Annotated in this window: 16 protein-coding genes; 6 read left to right on the top strand and 10 right to left on the bottom strand. The window is 67.9% G+C overall.

The features are described from left to right. Positions 1-151: 151 nt before the first annotated feature. Positions 152-1,141, bottom strand: a complete 990-nt coding sequence (locus tag NBH00_RS18395) for an NAD(P)H-binding protein (protein WP_367401264.1) — start codon at positions 1,139-1,141, stop codon at positions 152-154. A 480-nt stretch (positions 1,142-1,621) separates the two neighbouring features. On the opposite strand from NBH00_RS18395, the gene NBH00_RS18400 reads away from it, so the two are divergent. The 4 genes from NBH00_RS18400 to NBH00_RS18415 all read left to right on the top strand — a co-directional run bounded on the left by NBH00_RS18400 (position 1,622) and on the right by NBH00_RS18415 (position 4,845). Further along, complete coding sequence (locus NBH00_RS18400) at positions 1,622-1,903, top strand: helix-turn-helix domain-containing protein (RefSeq protein WP_254570044.1); 282 nt, start codon at positions 1,622-1,624, stop codon at positions 1,901-1,903. A gap of 160 nt (positions 1,904-2,063) precedes the next feature. Then, a complete protein-coding gene (locus tag NBH00_RS18405; protein ID WP_254570045.1) occupies positions 2,064-2,708 on the top strand; it encodes a DDE-type integrase/transposase/recombinase in 645 nt (214 codons plus the stop codon). Between the two features lie 5 nt (positions 2,709-2,713). Next, positions 2,714-2,872, top strand: a complete 159-nt coding sequence (locus tag NBH00_RS18410; RefSeq protein ID WP_254570046.1) for an integrase core domain-containing protein — start codon at positions 2,714-2,716, stop codon at positions 2,870-2,872. A gap of 566 nt (positions 2,873-3,438) precedes the next feature. After that, positions 3,439-4,845 carry a tyrosine-type recombinase/integrase gene (locus NBH00_RS18415; RefSeq protein ID WP_254570047.1) on the top strand — a complete coding sequence of 469 codons (1,407 nt, stop codon included), beginning with the start codon at positions 3,439-3,441 and terminating at the stop codon, positions 4,843-4,845. Here the strand turns inward: NBH00_RS18415 and NBH00_RS18420 are convergent. Beyond that, on the bottom strand, positions 4,804-5,487 hold the full coding sequence (locus NBH00_RS18420; protein WP_254570048.1) for an RES family NAD+ phosphorylase: 684 nt from the start codon (positions 5,485-5,487) through the stop codon (positions 4,804-4,806). The genes NBH00_RS18415 and NBH00_RS18420 overlap by 42 nt on opposite strands. Then, positions 5,488-6,123: a hypothetical protein gene (locus tag NBH00_RS18425; protein ID WP_254570049.1), complete on the bottom strand. Its 636-nt coding sequence runs from the start codon at positions 6,121-6,123 to the stop codon at positions 5,488-5,490. It abuts the gene before it with no gap. A 116-nt stretch (positions 6,124-6,239) separates the two neighbouring features. Here NBH00_RS18425 and NBH00_RS18430 point away from each other — a divergent pair, with 116 nt between their 5' ends. Beyond that, on the top strand, positions 6,240-8,552 hold the full coding sequence (locus tag NBH00_RS18430) for a DEAD/DEAH box helicase (protein ID WP_254570050.1): 2,313 nt from the start codon (positions 6,240-6,242) through the stop codon (positions 8,550-8,552). Between the two features lie 235 nt (positions 8,553-8,787). Further along, positions 8,788-10,220, top strand: a protein-coding gene (locus NBH00_RS18435) for an IS3 family transposase (RefSeq protein WP_254573690.1) whose coding sequence is annotated in 2 segments (ribosomal slippage) — positions 8,788-9,136 and positions 9,136-10,220 — 1,434 coding nt in all. Because the reading frame shifts where the segments join, the coding sequence is not laid out codon by codon here. Positions 10,221-11,435: 1,215 nt separating this feature from the next. Here the strand turns inward: NBH00_RS18435 and NBH00_RS18440 are convergent. From NBH00_RS18440 to NBH00_RS18470, 7 genes are all read right to left on the bottom strand, one after another. Beyond that, on the bottom strand, positions 11,436-11,858 hold the full coding sequence (locus NBH00_RS18440; protein WP_254573745.1) for an HIT family protein: 423 nt from the start codon (positions 11,856-11,858) through the stop codon (positions 11,436-11,438). Beyond that, positions 11,858-12,565 (bottom strand): (d)CMP kinase, encoded by a 708-nt coding sequence (locus NBH00_RS18445; RefSeq protein WP_254570051.1) that lies wholly within the window; start codon positions 12,563-12,565, stop codon positions 11,858-11,860. The genes NBH00_RS18440 and NBH00_RS18445 overlap by 1 nt, the downstream gene beginning before the upstream one ends. A 47-nt stretch (positions 12,566-12,612) precedes the next feature. After that, positions 12,613-14,223, bottom strand: a complete 1,611-nt coding sequence (locus NBH00_RS18450) for a hypothetical protein (protein WP_254570052.1) — start codon at positions 14,221-14,223, stop codon at positions 12,613-12,615. Positions 14,224-14,270: 47 nt separating this feature from the next. After that, positions 14,271-14,858 carry an HIT family protein gene (locus tag NBH00_RS18455; RefSeq protein WP_254570053.1) on the bottom strand — a complete coding sequence of 196 codons (588 nt, stop codon included), beginning with the start codon at positions 14,856-14,858 and terminating at the stop codon, positions 14,271-14,273. A gap of 411 nt (positions 14,859-15,269) precedes the next feature. Next, a complete protein-coding gene (locus NBH00_RS18460) occupies positions 15,270-17,192 on the bottom strand; it encodes a hypothetical protein (protein ID WP_254570054.1) in 1,923 nt (640 codons plus the stop codon). 155 nt (positions 17,193-17,347) lie between these two features. Next, positions 17,348-18,166, bottom strand: coding sequence for a phospholipase D-like domain-containing protein (locus NBH00_RS18465; protein WP_254570055.1), 819 nt, complete (start codon positions 18,164-18,166; stop codon positions 17,348-17,350). 3 nt (positions 18,167-18,169) lie between these two features. After that, entirely contained in the window at positions 18,170-19,945 is a 1,776-nt protein-coding gene (locus tag NBH00_RS18470; protein ID WP_254570056.1) for a DUF8724 domain-containing protein, read from the bottom strand. Positions 19,946-19,948 lie beyond the last annotated feature (3 nt).

Raw genomic sequence — 19,948 nt, forward strand, 5'->3', positions numbered from 1 at the left:
ACCGTCAGGTCGGCCGCGAACGTGCACGTTGTTGCGATGAGTGGCGCTCACCGGACAGGACAACGTGGCACGAACACACTCACCACCCTAGAGCAAACAGGAAGGGGCGAACGCGGCTGCGGCTCGGGGCGCAGCGTGAGGACGCTTCGGCTTACGCCTCCGTCGTCGGTCCGACGTCGGGCATGAGGTCGATGGCGGCCCGCGCCGCCTCGGCGAACGGGGTCGGCGTCACGGCGAACACCGTCGCCAGGGCGTTCGACCGGGTCGTGAGGTCCCCGTGCATGCCCGCCATGAGGGGTTCGAGGAGTTCGGAGTCCTCCCCGGTGATGAGCGCGGCGGCGACGCCCTCGAGCTTGGCGTTGCTGAACGGGAGCGCGAACGACCGGTGGCGCCTGCCCATGATCCCGGCGATGATCTCGGTCATCTCCTGGAAGCTGAGCGTGTCGGGCCCGGCGATGTCATATGTGCCCGGCTCGACCGTCTGGGCGGTGACGAGGGCGGCCACGACATCGGCGACGGCGATCGGCTGCGTCCGGCGGTCGCGCCAGGTGGGCATCGCCAGGACCGGCAGCCGGTCGACGATGCGCGCCAGCGTCCCGAACGACGCGCTGCGCGCACCGACGATCATCGACGCCCGCAGCGCGACGAACTCGGGGCCGGCGGTCGAGAGCACATCCTCGACCTCACGACGGGACACCAGGTGCTCGCTCGAGTTATCGTCGCCTCCGGCGATGCCGCCGAGATACGTGGTGCGCCTGACCCCGCACTCCCGCGCGACGTCCGTGTAGGTCTGGGCCGCAAGACGGTCCCGCTCGACGTAGGACGTGTCGCCGCCCGGCTCCATCGAGTGGACGAGGTAGTACACCGCGTCGGTCCCGGTAAGCGCGCTGCGCAGGGAGTCGACCTCCGTCAGGTCGCCGACATGCACGCTCGCAGAGCCCGCGTCGCCGAGGCGCCCGGCGTCGCGCACAAAGCAGCGAAGCTGACCCGAACGCTGCAGCTCGGGCATCAACTCGCTCCCCACGAATCCCGAGGCCCCGGTCAGCAGGATCGTCGCCGTACGCGAGGAGGATGCGCAGGACGGAAGCGGCGGCGGTGCAGAGGGCATCCCGTCGTGGTACCCGGCGCACCCGGTTCGCATCCGGGCCGAGCGGGTCGCGACGAAATACGGGGACAAGGCGCCCTGCCCAACCCGCGGACCTTCCACGACGAACGATCGCAAGCGGACCGACTTCCGCAGACGCCTACCCAGGTCGCGGTGGCAGCCCGTGGCAGTCGACGACCTGCTGGCTAAACCCGGCGAGGTGAAGTCGGTAAGTTGTGGTGTAGCTCGCTCCGCGGCCCGGTGATGGTTCCGGCCACCGTGGTGCTCATCATCGTCGGGTCTTGTCTAAGGATCCGAAGGGAGTCACACCACGATGGCCGGATGTCCCGCGTCCAGATCTTCCGCACAGTCATTAGTTGGGGCTCGGCGGTGGGGCGAGGCCGAGCGGTGACGCAGGTCGTGACGTGAGCCCGTAGGGCGAGCGGCGCGATCTGCGTCACCGCTCGCGTGCGGCCCGCGCCGGCCCCCGCCCAAGGAGATCCGATCGTGGCCAGACCGCCGAAGCACCCTGTCGATGTGAAGCTGAAGATCGTGTTGTCCGTCCTCTCGGGCGAGAGCACGCAGGCCGAGGCCGCGCGCCGGCACGGGGTGTCGGAGACGTCGATCGGCAAGTGGAAGGACCAGTTCGTGCTCGGCGGCCGCAGCGGCCTTGAGCACGGCCCGACCGCCGGGAAGCCGACCGGCCGCGAGGCTCGCCTTGAGGAGCAGGTCGACGACCTGACCCGTGCCCTCGGCGAGGCTCACGTGGAGCTGCGGGCGATCAAGCGCGGCGGCGCCGCCGGGATGGGGTTTCGCTGAGCTCGAGCAGCTCCGCCTCGATCATGGACTGACGATCGCCGGGTTCTGCCGGGCGGTCGGGCTGCCCGAGCGCACGTACTACGACCGCCGTTCCCGCCATCACGCCGGACACACGGTGCGGGGTCCGTGGCCGACCCCGGCCCGCGACGGGATCCGCGCGGTGATCACCGAGCTCGCGTTGAAGTACCCGATGTGGGGGCACCGCAAGATCGCCTGGCTTGCCGAGCACGAGCACGGCCTCCTGGTCGCCGAAGCGACGTGTTTGCGGATCCTCCGCGAGGCCGGCCTGGTGTTGCCGATCGACTACGCCCGCGAGCGCCACGACCTCGCCGGCGCTCGCCGCGAGGCGTTCCTCGATCCGCCGACGCGCCGCAACCGGGTCTGGCAGATGGACTTCTTCGAGCTCGAAACGGCGGGCGGCGGCACCTGGCGCTCCGGCGACGTGGTCGACTACTGGGTCAAGCTCGTGCTCGCCGGGCCGGTCATTACAACCCAGACACACCGCGACGCGATCGCCTCCGTCCTCGCCGCGATCGAACAGGCCGAGACCCTCCTCGGCCGGCCGCTGCTGCAAGACCTCACCGACCCGCTCACGGGCGAGCTCACGCCGATCTACCTCGTCTCCGACAACGGCCCGTGCTTCAAGGCCGCCGCGTTCACGAGGTTCATCGCCTCCCGGCAGGAGGTGACGCACATCCGCACCCGCAAGAAGAGCCCGCAGACCAACGGCGTGATCGAGCGCTACCACGGCGCGATCAAGATCGAACAGCTCTGCGCGAACTCCCGGCCGACGGCACCGAGATGACCCGGATGGTCGACGACTTCCGCCAGCTCTACAACGAGGTACGGCCACACGAGGCGCTCGGCGGCGAACGGCCACTCGACCGCTACCTCGCCGACCCCGCGATCACGCCGTCAGACCCGAAGCCCGTCACACTCCCAACGCGCCAAACCATGCGGATTCCTTGACGCGGGATACTCCGGCGCTGACCTCCGGGACGCTCACGGTGAGTGGGCATTCACGTGACGGCCTCGACGATGAGTAGTGCTGTCGAGCTGGAGGTACGACGGTTCCCCTCGCGTGCCAGCGAGCGCCCGATCCAAAGTGCTGGTTTGCGCGGCGAGCGGCACGGCGCTGCATTCCCTCCGACGTCGACGCTCGGCGCTCGGCGCTTGGATTTACGCGTAGCCAGACGTCTGCCCGCCGCCACGACCGGAAGCCACCGAGGTGACCTCAGCGATAACGCAGGGCCAGCGCTGGCCAGCAGAGCCTTCGGGTTCTCGCCGTGCGGGTCGCGAACAAGACCAATTGAGACCTCAACCGCGCTGCGAACCAGGTCGCAATCCACGAAGTCACCTGCCCGCGACGGGCCACAAAGATGCTGATTTGCAGGGCTTCTTTAAGCACGAAACCCCCCTGGCGAGAGGGGGCTTCGAAGTAGCGGGGGCAGGATTCGAACCTGCGACCTTCGGGTTATGAGCGCGACCTTTGCCGGTCTGCTCAGGCTTGTGGGCAGCGTTTGAGCTGTTGTCGGGTGGTCTCCGACCCGGAGGTGTTCCCTCATGAAGAGACCCAGAATGAGCAGTCGGCCCGAAGTTGGGCCTGGGGTGTTTCCGATCTCGCACGACAAGATGTGCATGACCTTTTCCATGCACGCGAGCACGCTGACCCGGACCGCTGGCCCGAAGCGGGTGATCTCATGAGCGCCGAGAGGCCGCGCAGGTCGTACGGGACCGGCAGCCTGGAGATCCGCACCGACAAGCATGGACGTGAGGTGTACTACGGCCGCCTCTACGCCGGGCACCGTCAGGTCCGTCGCAAGCTCGGCCTCAAGCGCCAGGCCGGGCAGGCGACCGGGCTGACCAAACCGGCCGCCGAGCGTGCGCTGCAGAAGCTCATCGACGAGCAGATCCGCCTGGTGCCCGTGGCTGAGCGGGTGGACCTGAAGACCGCCGGCGAGCGCTACATCCTGCACCTGACGGAGGTGATGAAGCGCAAGCCGTCCACGACGCAGGACTACGAGATCATGCTGCGCAAGCACCTAGTCCCGTTCTTCGGCACCCGGTCGATGGACCGCATCGACACGCCCCTCGTCGCCGAGTACCTGGTGACCAAGCAGCGTGGTGGCCTGGCGTCCAAGACCGTCGGAAACCAGCTCACGTTCCTGCACGGCCTGTTCCGCCACGCGATGAAGAAGGGCTGGGTTTACGCAAACCCCGTCGCCGCCGTGGACCGGCCTCGGGATCCGGACACGGACGCGGACATCCGCTTCCTCACCCATGAGGAAGTCGAAGCCCTGCTGCGCGCCGTCCCCGCCGAGGGTGACTTCGGCGGCGTTGACAGGCCGCTCTACCTGACCGCGATCACTACCGGCCTGCGGCAAGGTGAGCTCGTCGCCCTGCGCTGGCGCGACGTGGACTGGTCAGCCGGCGTCATCCGGGTCCGCGTCAGCTACTCGCGTGGTGAGTGGGGCACCCCGAAGTCACGGCGCTCCAGCCGCGCGGTGCCGATCATCGACCGGACCGCCGCCGCCTTGGGCCAGCGCTACAAGCAGACGGTGTTCCGCCACGACGACGACCTCGTCTTCGGCCACCCCGTCCTGGGGTCCGTCCTGGATACCTCCAAGCTCCGCAAGCGCTTCAAGGGCACCCTTACCAGGGCCGGGGTCAGGCAGGTCCGCTTCCACGACCTGCGGCACACATTCGGCACCCAGGCAGCAGCGGCCGGCGTCCCCCTCCGCACCCTGCAGGAATGGATGGGGCACCGCGACTACAAGACCACGCTCATCTACGCCGACTACGCACCCCGCACCCACGAGAAGGCGCTGATGGAACGTGCGTTCCAGCTGGATCCGCTGGACTTCCGACGGCACGAGACCTTCGGCCCGGCGCCGGATGACTCAGGATGGGAGCGTCCCGAGGACGGTGATGCCGAGCGCTGAGGCGGTGACGAGGAGATCGGGGAGGACGGCCGGTGAGAGCACGGGCTCGTCGAAGAGCACCGTAAACGCGCCAGCGGCGCGTTCCCAGAAGGCGCATGCGGGCTGCGAGGTGTGGCTGCTGGGAAAGCGGATCCCGTGAAGCGCTTGGAACTGCGGATGCTCATACCAGTGGCGTCCCCAGTCCTGGGTGACGTGCCGGTCTCCGTCCATCGTGACCGCCGCGAGCGTGCCGACCGCCGTCGCATCGGAGCCCATGAGGCTGAGGAGTTGCAGCTCGCGGTCAGCGCGGAGCACCGCCAGGCGGGCGGGGCCTGGGGTGATGAGCCAGTCATCGCCCCAGAACTCCGCCACGCAGCACCCGAACGCTTCAGCCGCGTAGAAGATGCCGCGGGAAGGGTCCTCGGCGGCCTGGGGGAACGGGCCGGGGCGCCGGTGGTGGTCAAACCGTGCCCGTGGCCCGTCGGTGCGAAAGGCCGTGGCGGACGGCGTGTAGCCGGCCGGCGGCGGGACGTAGATACGACGAAGCTCCGTCCCTGCCGCGACGGTGCGGACGACCCCACGCGGGTACCTCGTCGGAAGTGTCGGAGGCCCCGCCAGTCCGAGTGCGCCGGTCGGTCTGACGGTCCTGCGCGCCGGCGTCACCTACTTGGCGTAGACCGCTTGGGCCTCGGCTACCACACGATCCACATCGCCATCCTGGAGCACCTGGATCGGAGCGCGTCCCTGCAGCTGCGGCTTCGGCGTCATGAACCACAACACGCGACCGAGCGGCTGCGTGATCGGCAACGCCGCCAGCACCCGGTCAAGTCCTTCCACGACACCATCCGCGGCTTGCGGATCGAACTGCCACAGCGGGAACCGCAACTGCCCCCGGTCCTTGATCGCCAGCAACGTGCCCGCCCGGAACCGATCATGCGGGGTCTGGCGCGAAGCACCGAACATCGCTGCGACATCCGCCGCCGACAGACACGCCTCGATCACCCGCCGACGCAGCGCAAACTCCTTGAGCATGTTGTCCTTCAGCGCCGCGACGGTCTCCTCGGCCGTCGGCTGCGCCTCCCCGGTCACCGGCGAGATCGTCCGGGCGGTGGCGTCATCGATTCCGTCGCGCGCGCCGAGGACCTTGTCCCAGAGCACGTCGACCTGCGCACGCGGGAGCTGCCCGATCACCCGCTGCTCGCTCTCCATGATCTGACTGACCGCTTCCTGCTTGGTCCGCGGGCGCCGCCGCGCCGGGCTCGGGAGCATCACGAACCGAGAGATCAGGTCGTCAGTCATACCGGCAGTGTAAGGCATGTAAGAGACATCAGGACCAGAGCACCCTTTCCGGGGTAGCCCCGGGCAAGGTCCGACCGCTCAAGCAGTCCGCGCGATCCACGAGCATGCACGCTGCGATGATCGTGCCGCCTGAGGAGCAGCTCCGCGACGCACGCGCGCGTCTGGTCGTCCTGGATCGCGAGCGCGCCGAGCTGCGCGCCGGCATCACGGAGCTCGAGCGCCACCTTGGTGGACCTCAGACCGGCACTGCGGAGGGCCGTGTGGCGTTGTTCGCGAGCCTGTTCCGCGGCCGGGCGGACGTGTTCGCGACGCGCTGGCAGAGCCGGACCAAGCCTGGCAGCTCGGGGTGGGCACCCAAATGCTCGAACGAGTGGAAGCCCGGGGTCTGCGAGAAGCCGAGGGTGAAATGCGCCGTCTGCGCGCACCGCCGATTCGTGGCCTACTCCGAGGCCGAGGTACGCCGGCACCTGGAAGGGCATCAGACGATCGGCATCTATCCGCTGCTCGCCGACGAGACCTGCTGGCTGCTGGCCATCGACCTCGACGGGCCAAGCTGGAAGGAGGACGCAGGCGCGCTGCGCGAGGTCGCCGCCGACGCCGAGGTCCCCGTACTGGTGGAGCGCTCGCGATCGGGGCAAGGCGCTCACGTGTGGCTGCTGTTCGCCAAGCCCGTCGCCGCGCGCGTCGCGCGGACGATCGGGTCCTGGCTGCTGACGCAGGCGATGAGCCGTCGCTCAATCTCGATGGCCTCCTATGACCGGCTGTTCCCCAACCAGGACACGATGCCGGCCGGCGGCTTTGGGAACCTGATCGCACTACCGCTGCAACGCGACCGTCGCCCGGACGGATGCACGCTGTTCCTCGACGCGAACCTGACGCCCTATGCCGACCAGTGGAGCGCTCTCGCTGAGGCGAAACGACTGGACGCCGACCGAGCTGGACTCCTGGCCGCCGAAGCCGAAAAGGCCGGCGGCACACTCGCCTTGCCGCATTGGGCGGACACGAAGACGCGATCACCAGCCCGCCCTCTCCCGTCCGGCACAGCCGCCCCGGAGACGCTCACCGCTCGGCTGCGCGGACGGCTGGAGATCGCTACCACCGACCTGCCGGCCGGCGTGCGGGACCGACTGCGGCGAACCGCCGCGTTCGCCAACCCCGTTTTCTACGAACGTGAAGCAGCGCGCCTGTCCACCCACAACACCCCACGCGTGATCGCCTGCCACGAGGACACCGGTGAGCATCTGCTGCTGCCGCGGGGCTGCCTGGACGCGGTCCGCGATGAGCTTGAGACGGTCGGCACCACGCTGGCCATCGACGACGCCCGCACCGACGGCAACGCGATCGGCGCCACGTTCACCGGGACCCTGTCCACCGCTCAACAGGCAGGCGTCGACGCGCTCGCCAAGCACGACGCGGGCGTGCTGGTCGCGCCGCCGGGGTCGGGCAAGACCGTGATGGCCACCGCCCTGATCGGCACCCGCGGCCGCTCCACGCTCGTGCTCGTGCACCGCCGGCCGCTGCTGGAGCAGTGGATCCAGCGCCTGACGCAGTTCCTCGACCTCGAGCCAGGTCAGATCGGCTCGCCCGCCACCACACCGGGGACCAGCGGAATCGACGTCGCGATGATCCAGACGCTCACCCGGCGAGACACCACCACACTCCTGGACCGCTACGGCCACGTGGTCATCGACGAATGCCACCACGTCCCCGCCGTCTCCGTCGAGCGACTCCTGCGCGACCTCCCCGCCCGCCACATCACCGGCCTGACCGCGACGCCTCGTCGCCGCGACGGCCACCAGCCGATCATCGCCATGCAGTGCGGCCCGGTCCGCCACACCATCACCGTCACGCACGCCACCGAGACCGCCGTACGCCGCGTCCTGATCGAGCGCCGCACCGCCTTCGACGCCAGCGCGCTGCCGACCGATCCGGGCATCCAAGAGATCCTCGGCGCGGTCGCCACCGACCCACACCGAACCAAGCAGATCGCCGACGACGTCCTCGCCGAACTGGCCGCCGGCCGCTACCCCCTCGTCCTCACCGAACGCCGCGAGCACCTCGACGCCCTCGCCGCGCTGCTCAAACCCACGATGCCAGGACTCATCGTGCTCAGCGGCGGCATGGGCGCACCCGCCCAGCGCCGCGCAGACGCAGCCCTCGCCGACACCGACGGGCCGCGCGTCATCCTCGCAACTGGCCGCTACATCGGCGAAGGCTTCGACGACCCACGCCTGGACACGCTCGTACTCGCGATGCCGATCGCCTGGAAGGGCACCATGACCCAATACGCCGGCCGGCTGCACCGCCACCACGACGACAAGCACGAGATCCGGATCCTCGACTACGTCGACCACGAGATCCCCGTCCTGCGCCGCATGTACGCCAAACGCCAGCGCGCCTACACCGCACTCGGGTACCAGCCCGGCTGATCCCGGGCCCGCGGCAGGCCTGGCACAAGCTCGCGCCCACAGCACGCAGCACGGCTTGAACTTCAGGCCGCCCCTCTCTGCCAAGGTGACGTGAGACAGGTTCTACCGTTGTATTTACTGAGCCTGAGGGCGAGAACGGACGTGCGTTGTGTCGCAGTTCTCTGCAGGGATGAAGGACGAGCTGGAGGGTTCCGCCGGCGGTGTGCCGGAGGGAGCCGAAGGCGAGCGTAGGCACATCGCCGGCGGCGCGTCGTCGCTGGTGGGGGTCCCGGATCCCGAGCTCGTGCCGCGGGCGACGCGCCGCAGGTTCACCGCGGCGTACAAGCTGAAGATCGTGCTCGCCGCCGAGGCGTGCACCAAGCCCGGCGAGATCGGCGAGGTGCTGCGCCGCGAGGGCTTGTACTCCTCGCTGCTGACGGAGTGGCGGCGGGCCCGCGACAGCGGCGCGCTCGGGGCGCTGGAGCCTCGCCAGCGTGGCCCCAAGCCGCCGAGCGCCGAGCGGATGGAGAACGCGGCGCTGCGTCGCCAGCTGGAGCGCTCGCAGGCCGATCTGGTGACGGCGCGTCGGGTGATCGAGGTGCAGGGAAACGTCTCCGCGCTCTTGGAAGAACTGCTGGCCAAGAGCGCGCCGGAGACCGACGAGCAGCCGCCGCGATCATGATCGATCAGGCCGTCATTGAGATCGAGCCGCTGGTCGGCATCCTGCCCGCGTGCCGCGCCCTCGGCGCGTCCAGGGCGTCGTTGTATCGCCGACGCAGCCCGCCGCCCGCGCGCGCGTCAGTGCCGCGCAGGCGGCCCGGCCGGGCGCTGTCGGATGAGGAGCGTGCCGCGGTGCTCGAGCAGTTGCACAGCCCGCGCTTTCAGGACGCCTCCCCTGCCGAGGTCTGGGCGACGCTGCTGGATGAGGGGATCTACCTTGCGTCGCAGCGCACGATGTACCGGATCCTCGCCGCCGAGTACGGCGGCGTCACCGAGCGCCGCGCGCAGCTGACCCATCCGCCCTACGCCGCACCGGAACTGCTCGCCGAGCGGCCGAACGAGATTTGGTCCTGGGACATCTCGAAGTTGAAGGGTCCGGCGAAGTGGACCTACTACTACCTCTACGTCATTCTCGACGTCTACAGCCGCTACGCCGTCGGCTGGACGGTGCAGCACCGCGAGAACGCGCACCTGGCCAAGGCGCTGATCGGCCAGGCGTGCGAGCAACAGAACATCGTCCGTGGCCAGTTGACGGTGCACGCCGACCGCGGCCCGGCGATGACGTCCAAGCCCGTCGCGTTCCTCCTCGCCGACCTCGGCGTCCTGCGCTCGCATAACCGGCCGTACACGTCGACGGACAACCCGTACTCCGAGTCACAGTTCAAGACGATGAAGTACCGGCCCGGGTTCCCCGCACGGTTCGACCACATCGACCACGCCCGCGCCTTCTGCCGCGACTTCTTCGGCTGGTACCACCACGCTCACCGCCACGCCGGCATCGGCCTGATGACCCCACACGACGTCCACCACGGCCACGCTCCGGCCGTCCACGCCGCCCGCACCACCGTCCTCGACGCGGCCTACGCCGCCACGCCCGAACGCTTCGTCCGGCACCCGCCCCGACCGCCCGCGCTGCCGACCGCCGCCTACATCAACAAGCCCAAGCCCGAGGAGCCCGCCGCTCACTAAATTCGCCCCGACACTGTCTCATCCGGCTTGACAGGTTCCGCGCCGCCCACGAACTGGGGGCGTTTCGAGCCGTCTTCGCGGTAGCCGGAACGCTCCCGGCTGCAGCCGACGACATGCGCGCCCGACCACAGGCGCCGGTCAGCACAGCCCCGACGCGACAACCGCGTCACCAACCTTCGTGGCCGCGCGAAGCGGTCCGTGAACAAGACCTATTGAGACCTCAACCTTGAGGCCAACCACGACCGGACCAGAGAGGACCCACCCTTGCGGACACGCGCAAAGATACCGCTTTGCAGGCCTTCTAAAGCACGAAACCCCCCTGGCGAGAGGGGGGCTTCGAAGTAGCGGGGGCAGGATTCGAACCTGCGACCTTCGGGTTATGAGGCGTCTCCGTGGGCTATCCGGGGCTACTCCACGGCCTGGAATACCCCGCAAGTCGGTATCTTTCGGCACAAGAGGCGTCCGCCGAACTTCGCTGGAATGTGTGGGGCGTGTTGCCCCATTGTTGCCCCATCGACGAGGCGCACGGGCCGATTCCGACCTTCGGGTTTCCGCCTCGACGATCTAGGGCGGAAACGACTTCCGCGACGGATCTGGTCGCAGACCGCCACGCGCAGTCTGCAACCGGCGCTCGCGAAATCCACCCGACCGCCCATCATCGACGGCCGCCGGACGACGGGCGCCGTGCTGACGCCGAGCGCGACCTGGCTCAGCAAGATCGGGGCTCCGTCCGACGAATGCTGCACGCTATCCAAGCTCCCGTATTTTCAGAAGGAGATCTTCGCATGAAGATGTTCGCACTCGCAGCAAACGAGAAGGTCGGGAACCCAACCTGCCCGGTGATGAGCCGTACCGTACTGGCGATTGGCGGGTTCTCCATACGGCTGCATCGCTTCGTCCCGGGGTATGAAGATGTTCATTCTCACTCCCACCCATGGTCGTTTGCGACGCTGGTGCTCCGTGGCGGCTACGTCGACCAATCGGAGACTGGCGGCGCCGATAGGCTGCGGTTCGCGAGTGTCCGGGTACGTCGTTCAGACCACACTCATCGGCTGAGCGTGGGACCCGACGGGTGCACTACGCTCGTGGTGACAGGGCCCCTCGTGAACAACTGGGGCTTCTGGGTCGATCAGCGGTTCTATCCGTGGGCGCGGTACCGTGATCGATTCCCTGCCGCACCATGCGCCCCGTCCGGGCGCGACGACTAGCGGCCGGTCAAACATCAGTCGGCCCAGACGCCGCCCAGTCTTGCTTTAACGGGATGACGCCGCGCACACCACCGCGGGGGTTAGCGACGTCGCCGACGACACGCGGGATCACATGGACGTGCGCGTGAGCGACAGTCTGACCCGCGGCTCGCCCGACGTTAGCGCCGACGTTCACGCCATGGTCGGCACCCCGAGATAGGTCGCGACATTCCTCAGCGATCAAACGCCACATCGCTTGCAGCACTGCTGGGGCCAACGAGAACAGGTCGTCGTGATGCTCGCGCGGCACGATCAACCTGTGCCCTGGCGCAACTGGGAACGCGTCTTCCAACACGACCGCGAGTTCGGTCCCGCGGCATGCAGGAGTCTGAGCGATCTCGGTGCAGAAGCGGCAGCCGTCAGCGTCGGTTTCGCCCCCGGTCAAAGGCATCACCTCAGGAGGAGGTCTGGGGATGCCGCTCGGTCAGGCCGGTGCGACGGCTCCAGATAGACCGATGCCCTGGTCCAGCCGAGACGGTACTCAACAATGCGGCTAATCGCGAGCGCCACAGCTTGTTGGCTTAGGAAAGTCGTATCGATCGACAGGTCGAACCGCGAGTCATTCGCTAAGAGCCTGACGTCGTCGGCCCACTTCGGGCGCAGACCCGCCTGCCGGAGTTGGGTCATTTTCCGGATCCGGCGGACGTCGGATCGCGCGGTCAACAAGATCTTCAATCCAGCTTCCGGGCATAGAATCGTCCCCGCCTGCCGGCCCGAAAGCAAGGTACGGCGTCCGGTGATTCTCGAACGCGTCATTGCGGCGAGCAGATCTACTATCGCAGGAGTTGACGACGCCGTCGCCAGGGCTTCCTGAATGTTCGCTGCAAAAATGATCTGCCTGTATGGCGTGCCGTCGACCGTGAGCTCCGATGCCGCTAAACCACTCGACGATTCACCCGCTAGTTCGACGCACCCCCGGCGCTCAAGCGCGGCCAGAAGAGCCGCCGCATCAAGTGCAGTGAATCGACGCTCGCGAGCTATGTAAGCCACTGTTCGCATCAATGGGCCGAACTCGATCGGGAGTGCGCCGTACGCGCAACTCAGGGCACCTATCGCTCCTGACTTACCGCTACCGCTGGCGCCGTCGATGGTCACCACGTCAGAGAACGGGCCTCGGTATCGCGCCGACGTCGCGTGGATGCAAGTCATCGGTCGCCCCAAAGCCACCCGACGAGCCCGTGGCCGACGACGGCGGCGAGCATGGAAGCGAAGATACCGAAGAGAAAGCCATTCGCTGACGAGTGCACCAGGCTGGCAACCGTAAACGCGATACCGCCGATGAGCACGAACATGGCCAACACTGTCAGTCGGCCCCAGTCAGCGAGAAAGCCGCCGAAGTGTCCGCTAATGCGCGTCCAGAATTCACCGCTGATCGCCTCACCCGCGCGCGAGATTTCGGCGCTCGCTTCGTGGTAATAAGACAGGTTGACCACGCCGTCTTCAGTTGAAAGTTGATGGGGGCGTGCGGCGAACACGCTGATCCGCTCGACGGGCAACACACATGACTCGAGGAGGTCGAGAACCGAGCGGCGAGACAGAAATGTCGGCGCGTAGCGCGCCGACAGGCTGAGCACCAGCGGTACGACAGGTGTCACTAGATGGTCGCTCTTGTAGTCGGCCTCAGCAGGCCCCGTGACAAAGTAGTAGGGCGAGCTGGTGTCGGCCAGGCTCGCCTCTCGCTCTAGCAAGGCCGCGCAGACGCCCCGGACCTGACCCGCGCACCACCGGACATCGGCGCTATGAAACTCGCCGGTCGCTAGGAACGTGACCCCGATGCCTGTCTGCGACAGCGGCCCACCGGCGGTCATCCGGTCAAGATGGCTCAGGGCCCAGAGACCCAGGAGCCGTGCCCGCGGGTCAAGCTCTTCCGGAGGGTCTTCGAGCACGTGTCGCAGAGCCGCCACTGACTCCCCTGGGAGCACTCTCTTCGCGAGCTCGTGATCCGTCAGCACCTGAGAGGTCCAACACCGGACAACCGTCGTCAGTACTGAGGACTGCAGGAAGACCCAATCGTTCACGTCGCTAGGAAAATCGACCGCTCTCTGTGTGAACGCGTAGAGAGGCGTGCTCGGAGTGACCTTCGTCGGCCTGAACGCCTCCTTGGGCGCATCTGCGCTCGAGCGCTGTGCTTTGGCTAGACCTTCCATCAGGATACGAACGTTCCGCTTGCTCACATCGTGCAGGTTGAACGACAGGTCTTTGAGCACAGCGGGTTCCATCAACTTGGCAATATGACCCACAGGCTCACGGAGCTTGTCGAGTACCGGCGCTGCACTGGCAAACGCCTTAGCCGCCTGGCACGCACGAAGAGAAATCTCAACTTCGGTCGCGACCGGTGGCGGGTTTGGCGACAGCGATGCCTGAACAACAAAGTCGAGGAAGTTGACGGTGCGAAGGTAGACGGGTACCCACTCCGCGAGGGTGCCACCCGACTCACCAGCCTTCAACGAATCCGCCCAATGACTTTGGCTCAATATCTGCAGAGCCGCCGACGTTCCGAAAATGCCGAACTGCGCATTGTTCTCTTGGCCTTCCGGCACTTGCGTCGCCCACCTGCCAAAGGCGACGCATCGCGATAAGCGTGGGGACGGCTGGCAGCCCGGCGAAGAGTACTTAGGCAATTCCCGGAGGCTTTTGTCGGGGGCTCGCTTGCTGCGCAAAACGGCGCGGTCAATCGCGATCCGGTCCTGCTCCATCGCGAGGCTCCGCTTGGTCCACTTGTCTGGGTGCCGCGGCACCATGCCGATGTCGAGCACGGTGCGCCGCCAGAGGCCAGGGGTGGCGGCTATGGATGCCGATGGGGTCACGCTGCGCGCACGGTCGTAGCGGCCCCGCACTCCGAGTCGGCGAGCCTGAACTCAGCAAAGAGCTTGAACGTCTGACCAACCGCCGCTTCATGTTGATGTTGCTGAGCACCATGCGGTATCCACGCGTGACGGCGTTCGGCCATCGCTCGCGAAAGCAGCCGACGCACGAAATGCGGTGGCACCACCGCCGGCAGCATGGAAGCTTCGAGTTCGTTGCTGAAGTCGAGGGAACCGGAATGTAGTTCCTGAAGCAAGTAGTGCTCCATCGGGCGAGCCGAAACAAGTGGCCGCGTGGCATAGGTCTGCCGTACCTCATCACGCCAAATCGACGAAATGTCTTCGGCAAACGGCAGCACGTGCAGGTGAGCGTGTATTGGTCCGGTACGGCACGACCCAGGACGGCAAATCGGGTGTCCGCCGTGCTCATAAATCCCAGCCTCGCCAGTGATCTGCTGCATCGCGGTCGCCACGCGGCGGCCGACCTCAAGGACCCCCTGCGCGCCTGTACTCAGCGCTGCTCGAACGTGTTGTTTCGGAGTTACCAGGACGTGGCCCACACACAGCGGACGAATGTCGGCGAGCACGAAGGCGTTCTCGGTCTCTAGCAGGACCTCGTGATGGGCCGGCGCGCAGAACTGACAGCCAGTGACATTCCGGAGTGAAGTCATTCAGGCGCCACTCGATCTCTCAGAGGACTTGAACAACTGTGCTGGACGATCCGAATGACGGACGTAGCTGGCGACATAGCGCTAGAGCTTGCTTGACCCTCCGGACGATGTCTAGCGGGAAATCCCGGCGGCCGGCACCGCCGACGCAGGCGCACAGGCGAAGGTATGCCTGCGGAAGCAACCGGAGGCAGGTCCGACGCCTGCGGCAAAATAACACGCAGCACCTTTGCGGAGCGGCCCTCGCCTCGCCCGTTGAGACTCGCGCGCCGAAACATGCGCTGCGGCGGACGACATGCGAGCGCCGTGGTCCCGGACGAGGGCACGTGTCTACTCCGCTGACCCAATCAGCACCGCGTTCGCCGCCGTCGCGGCGAAGGTGGCGCTCTGTAGCGCCCTCGCGTTCAGCAGAGCGCGGTGGTCGGCGGCGACCATCGGAAGATCGGCGGCGGCAAGCTTGCGGGCCATGTTCGCGACCGTGTCCTGTCGAGCTGGCGTCAGGATGCCGGCGGCTCGGTTAGCGCAGACAAAGACGACGTCGAGGTGGCCGTTGTGCTCCTTGCCGATGATCGGCATGGCGCTCTCCATCTCGGCGAACACGGGCCACCACCGCTCGACAACGAACTCGGCGTCGATGAGTGCCGCCTCCAGATGATGCCAGGCGCCCTTGTTGGCGTGGTGGAATGTGAAGGTCATGCGGCCGTCATCCTTGAGCACTCTGGCCACTTCGTTGAACACGTCGGCGAGGAGCTGGGCGTAGTCGTCGCCGTCGCGGCCGCGGTGGCGATTCTGGACGGCCTCCTGGGTGTCGTCGACGAGTTCGGTCTGGAAGGAAGGATGGTCGGGGAGCATCTGGCGCAGCCAGATGTAGAAGTAGTCCGACAGTTCGGCGTACATGACGTTGTCGGCGTACGGCGGATCGGTGACGCACAGGTCGACGCTGCCATCAGGGATCTGCGGCAGCGACGCGGAGGACTGGTTGAGCAGCAGCACGTCGGCGGTGTCGTCGAGCAGATCCTGGAACGTCTCGGCGGGGCGGCCGGCCAGGCGTTCTCCGTCGACGGCGGCTCGGACGCGCTGCCCGTCGACGATCGTCGTCTCGTGCGTGGCGGCCATCCACCGGCGGGCCGCTTTCAGCCGGGTGCCGTACAGCGAGGCGAACCCGCCGGACGATCCGCCGGACGCGCTGCCGACACCCCACAGGTGCGCTTCGAGCGGAGCCTTGGCCGGGATGAACGCGTGATGGCTGAACACCTGGCGGATCGCGCCGGTCCCCAGCCCCTTGGAGCTGGCGAACATCGAATGGAACTCCAGCACCGACGACAGGTGCAGGCTGAGCGTCTCGCGGCTGGCCTGGTCAGTGACGGCGCCGACGGCGCGCACGAGCGCATCGAGGCCGAGCAGCTGCCGGGCGTTGAACATCTCGTGCCAGTGCTCGTAGCCGTAGCGGAGCATCTGGTTGGTGTTGCGCCCGACGGGGATCGTCCCGCGCGGCACCTTCAGCCGGTTCAGGGTCTTGGCCGCCAGGGCCTGGTGTGCGGCGTCGAGGTCGAGGTCGGCCTGGTCGGGCGCTTTGAAGCCGCGTCCGCAGTCCTCGCAGTGGGTGACGATGCAGGTCATCCGGTGCGCCGGCGGGCTGGAGGCCCGGGAGACGACGTCGAGGATCTGGCCGTGATGCCCGCAGCCGCAGCGATACTCCTTGGCCGACGCCGGGCGCTTGGCGGGCACGAAGCGGTGATGGCAGCCGGGGCACCGCACCCGCGCTTTGACGCTGCGCACCCGCCACGGGTGATCGCAGGCCGGGCACTGCACGAGGCCTCCGCCGGGGTTGGTGAAGTCGGCCATCACCACGCGGCTGGTGATCAAGTCGACCGGGTCCTCGCACGCCTGGCAGCTGATCTGCTTGACCCAGCTGGTGTACTGCGCCTGCGCGGGCTGGTCGCACGTCGGGCAGGCCGTCACGTACATGGCCCGCAGCGACTGCTCGGCGGCGGCGCGGACCTGGGCGAAGGCGGCGTCGAGCGCGGCGTCGTCGAGGTCGCGGACCATCTGGGTGACCAGGAACGAGGCGACGGGGTTCAGCTCGGAGCCGACGACCTTGCAGCGCAGGCGCAGCGCTTCGCCGATCGTCGTGCCGCCGCCGTGGAAGCAGTCGAGCACGACCTTGTCAGAGAAGTCGTGCGACCGGGCCATCGCGGCCATGCGGTCCTCGTCGCCGTCCAGCAACTGGTCGAGAAGGATCGCCCGGAACACCGACCCGGTTCGTCGCGCCCACCACTTATGGACGTAGTAGGCGGGACGGTGAGCGGCCTTACGATGAGCTTCGTGCCTGGAAAGCGCAGAAATCTCGGGGTAAGGCGGAAGTCCCACTGCCGCAACTGTAGGCCTTCTCCGGGCCCCGTGTCGACCTAGACCTCCACCAGCAGCTTCGCTTCGACCAGCAGGTCGACGAGCCACCAGACCCGTTCGACGTCGTGATCGCGCAACGGCAGGCCGACTTCGACATGGCGTTCCAGCCCAGCGACGGTCAGGTTGCCCGATCCGAGGTACCCGGTGCGCCCGCAGACCGCCTTGGCGTGACAGATCGAGTCCGGGTGCGGCGGCGCGAACTCGTAGACGGTGACCCGCCGGAACCCGTCCGCGCGCAGCCGGGCGCCGAACGCCGTCATCGCGCTGTGATGGGTGCTGTCGCGCGGGCGCGCGCCGGCCAGCGTGACCGGCAGGTGCTGGGCCAGCGCGCGGTCCATCGCCGGGCGCAGCGCCTGGCAGCCCTCCCTCGACCAGTACGGCGACATCAGAAGCAGCGGCTGCTCCTCGGCGGAGCGCAGCGAGTCGGCGACCAGCGTCGACAGGCTGCGGGCCAGCGGCCGCAGCCTCGGCGGCAGCACGACCTGCGGCGGGACGGTGCAAACCAGGGCGCTGACCGGGTCGGGGATCCGGGCCTGCTCGGCGGCGCGGACGAACGGCAGCAGCTGGAAGACCTGGTCCATGTCGTCCAGGCGGTACTCGTCGACGGTGCCGTCGTCATGCACGACGCCCGCGGTCGTCATCTCCCCCACCAGCAGCGCGACGTTCGCCGGGGTCATGTGCGTCGGCGCGGCCGCCGTGAACGTGCCGGCGCTGTCCAGGCGCTTGAGCCACTCGCGCGCCCGGGCTTCGCCACCGAACAGCTCGGATACCAGGTACGCGGCGTCGACGAGCTGCTGGGCGGATTGCAGCTGGCGCACCGGTCAGGCCCAGTAGCCGTGGGCGACCGCCGTCGCCCGGGTCGGCTCGGCGGTCCCGTACAACAGCGAGCGGTCCAGGTCCTGGTTGCGGTGCTCGCAGCCGAACGCCAGGTGCAGGCAGTTGGCGCAGGCCCCGTCGTGCTCGGAGCAGCGCGGATCCCAGGTGCATGTCTCGGTGCCGCGGACGGCCGCGCGCAGCCAGGTGGACAGGTGATGCTCGACCAGGGAGACCAGCGCGCCGAGCGTGAACTCCTGGTGGACGTTGGCGTACAGGCCGATCGTCAGCGCCTGCGGGATCAGGTACTCGGCCATTGTGTCCTCGCCGAACCCCGACAGCTCGCCGAGGTTGCGGATCAGGCTGTGCGACACCGTGTGGCAGAGGTTGCTGGTGGCCTGGGCGACCGCTCCCTCGGCGGCGTTCTCCCGCAGGATCAGCAGCCGGGCCTCCCGCGGGTCGGTCGGGGCGGGCTCGGTCAGCAGGTCGTTCTCGGCCAGCCACGCGCAGACGCGCACCGGGTCCAGTTCCAGGAACACCGCCTCGGTGTTCGACGTGGACACGTACAGCGGGGTCTTGTCGTTCTTCAGCTGTGGGAACGGGTTCAGGCGCGCTTCGCTGTCCTTGTTGCTCAGGCGCGTCCAGCCGTAGGCGACCAGGGCGATCGGGAAGTTCTCCACGACCACCGCCCGGGCGAACCCGGCGTCCAGCAGCGCCTGCTGCTCGCCCTGCAACCGGCGGACGGTGGCTTGCTGGCCCAGGCGCCGGGCGATCTCCTCGAAGTGCTCCAGGCGGCGCACCCGCAGGTCGCCGGCCCCGGAGAAGATCATCGCCCGTTCCTGCAGGCGCTGGGAGATGCCCAGCTCGCCGGCGGCGTGCGCGCCGACCTGGTCCTCGATCTCCGACCACTTGTCGTCGCCGCCGCCGACCAGGTCCTTCATCGCCTGCTCGCGCAGCGCCTCGGGGAGGCTGGCCATCCCCTGGCGCATCAGCTCGATCTCCTCGGGCGTGTACTTCGACCCCTTGCGGACCGAGGCCGCGGCGTCGAGTTCCTCTTCGAGGTCGCGGACATCGTCCAGGTAGGTGGCCAGCACGACGGCCGGGCCGGCGGCGTCGCGCTTGAGGCGCTGCAGCGGGCCGCTCTTGAGCGTCACCAGCGGGAAGCTCTGGGTGAAGAACCGGCCGGGGGCGCGGACCGGCAGCGAGCGCATGTAGCGGTCGCCGGGCAGGTTGCAGCCGGTGCAGCCGCGGTACCCCAGGCCCTTGACGGGCACGCCGCAGTCCAGGCAGCGCAGCTGGGCGTCGGCGAAGTTTCCGGGGTCGTCGAGCACGAGGCTCTTGAAGCCGTGGATGTTGCAGCGCTGGATCAGCAGCGGCTTGAGCTCGCCGCACTGATGGACTTGCAGGAACGGCAGCTGCTCCAGGTGCCCGGGGCAGCCGTTGCGCCCGCACCGCGGCGACTTCGGGATGTCGGTGATGTCGTTGAAGATCTTGATGACGCCGCAGCGCTTGCAGCGCATGTTCAGCGGCCACAGGTCGTAGACGACCTCGTCGACCGGCTCGACCAGCGAGTAGCGGTCGGGGTTGACCAGCGGCGGGCGGAAGCCCGTCTGGTGCGTCCAGCGATGCAGCTCACGGTCCAGGGCGTCGAAGACGAGCTGCGAGTTGATCTCGTAGGACGGTTCGGTGGCCACGCGCTGGACCTGCGCGATCAGGCCGTTCTCGTGACGGAACACCTGCCCGGGCAGGTGGTTGAACATGACCTGGGTCTTTGATCGCTGCATGCG

Source organism: Paraconexibacter antarcticus (genome assembly GCF_024220175.1).
In the GTDB taxonomy this organism is placed as follows: Bacteria; Actinomycetota; Thermoleophilia; order Solirubrobacterales; family Solirubrobacteraceae; genus Paraconexibacter; species Paraconexibacter antarcticus.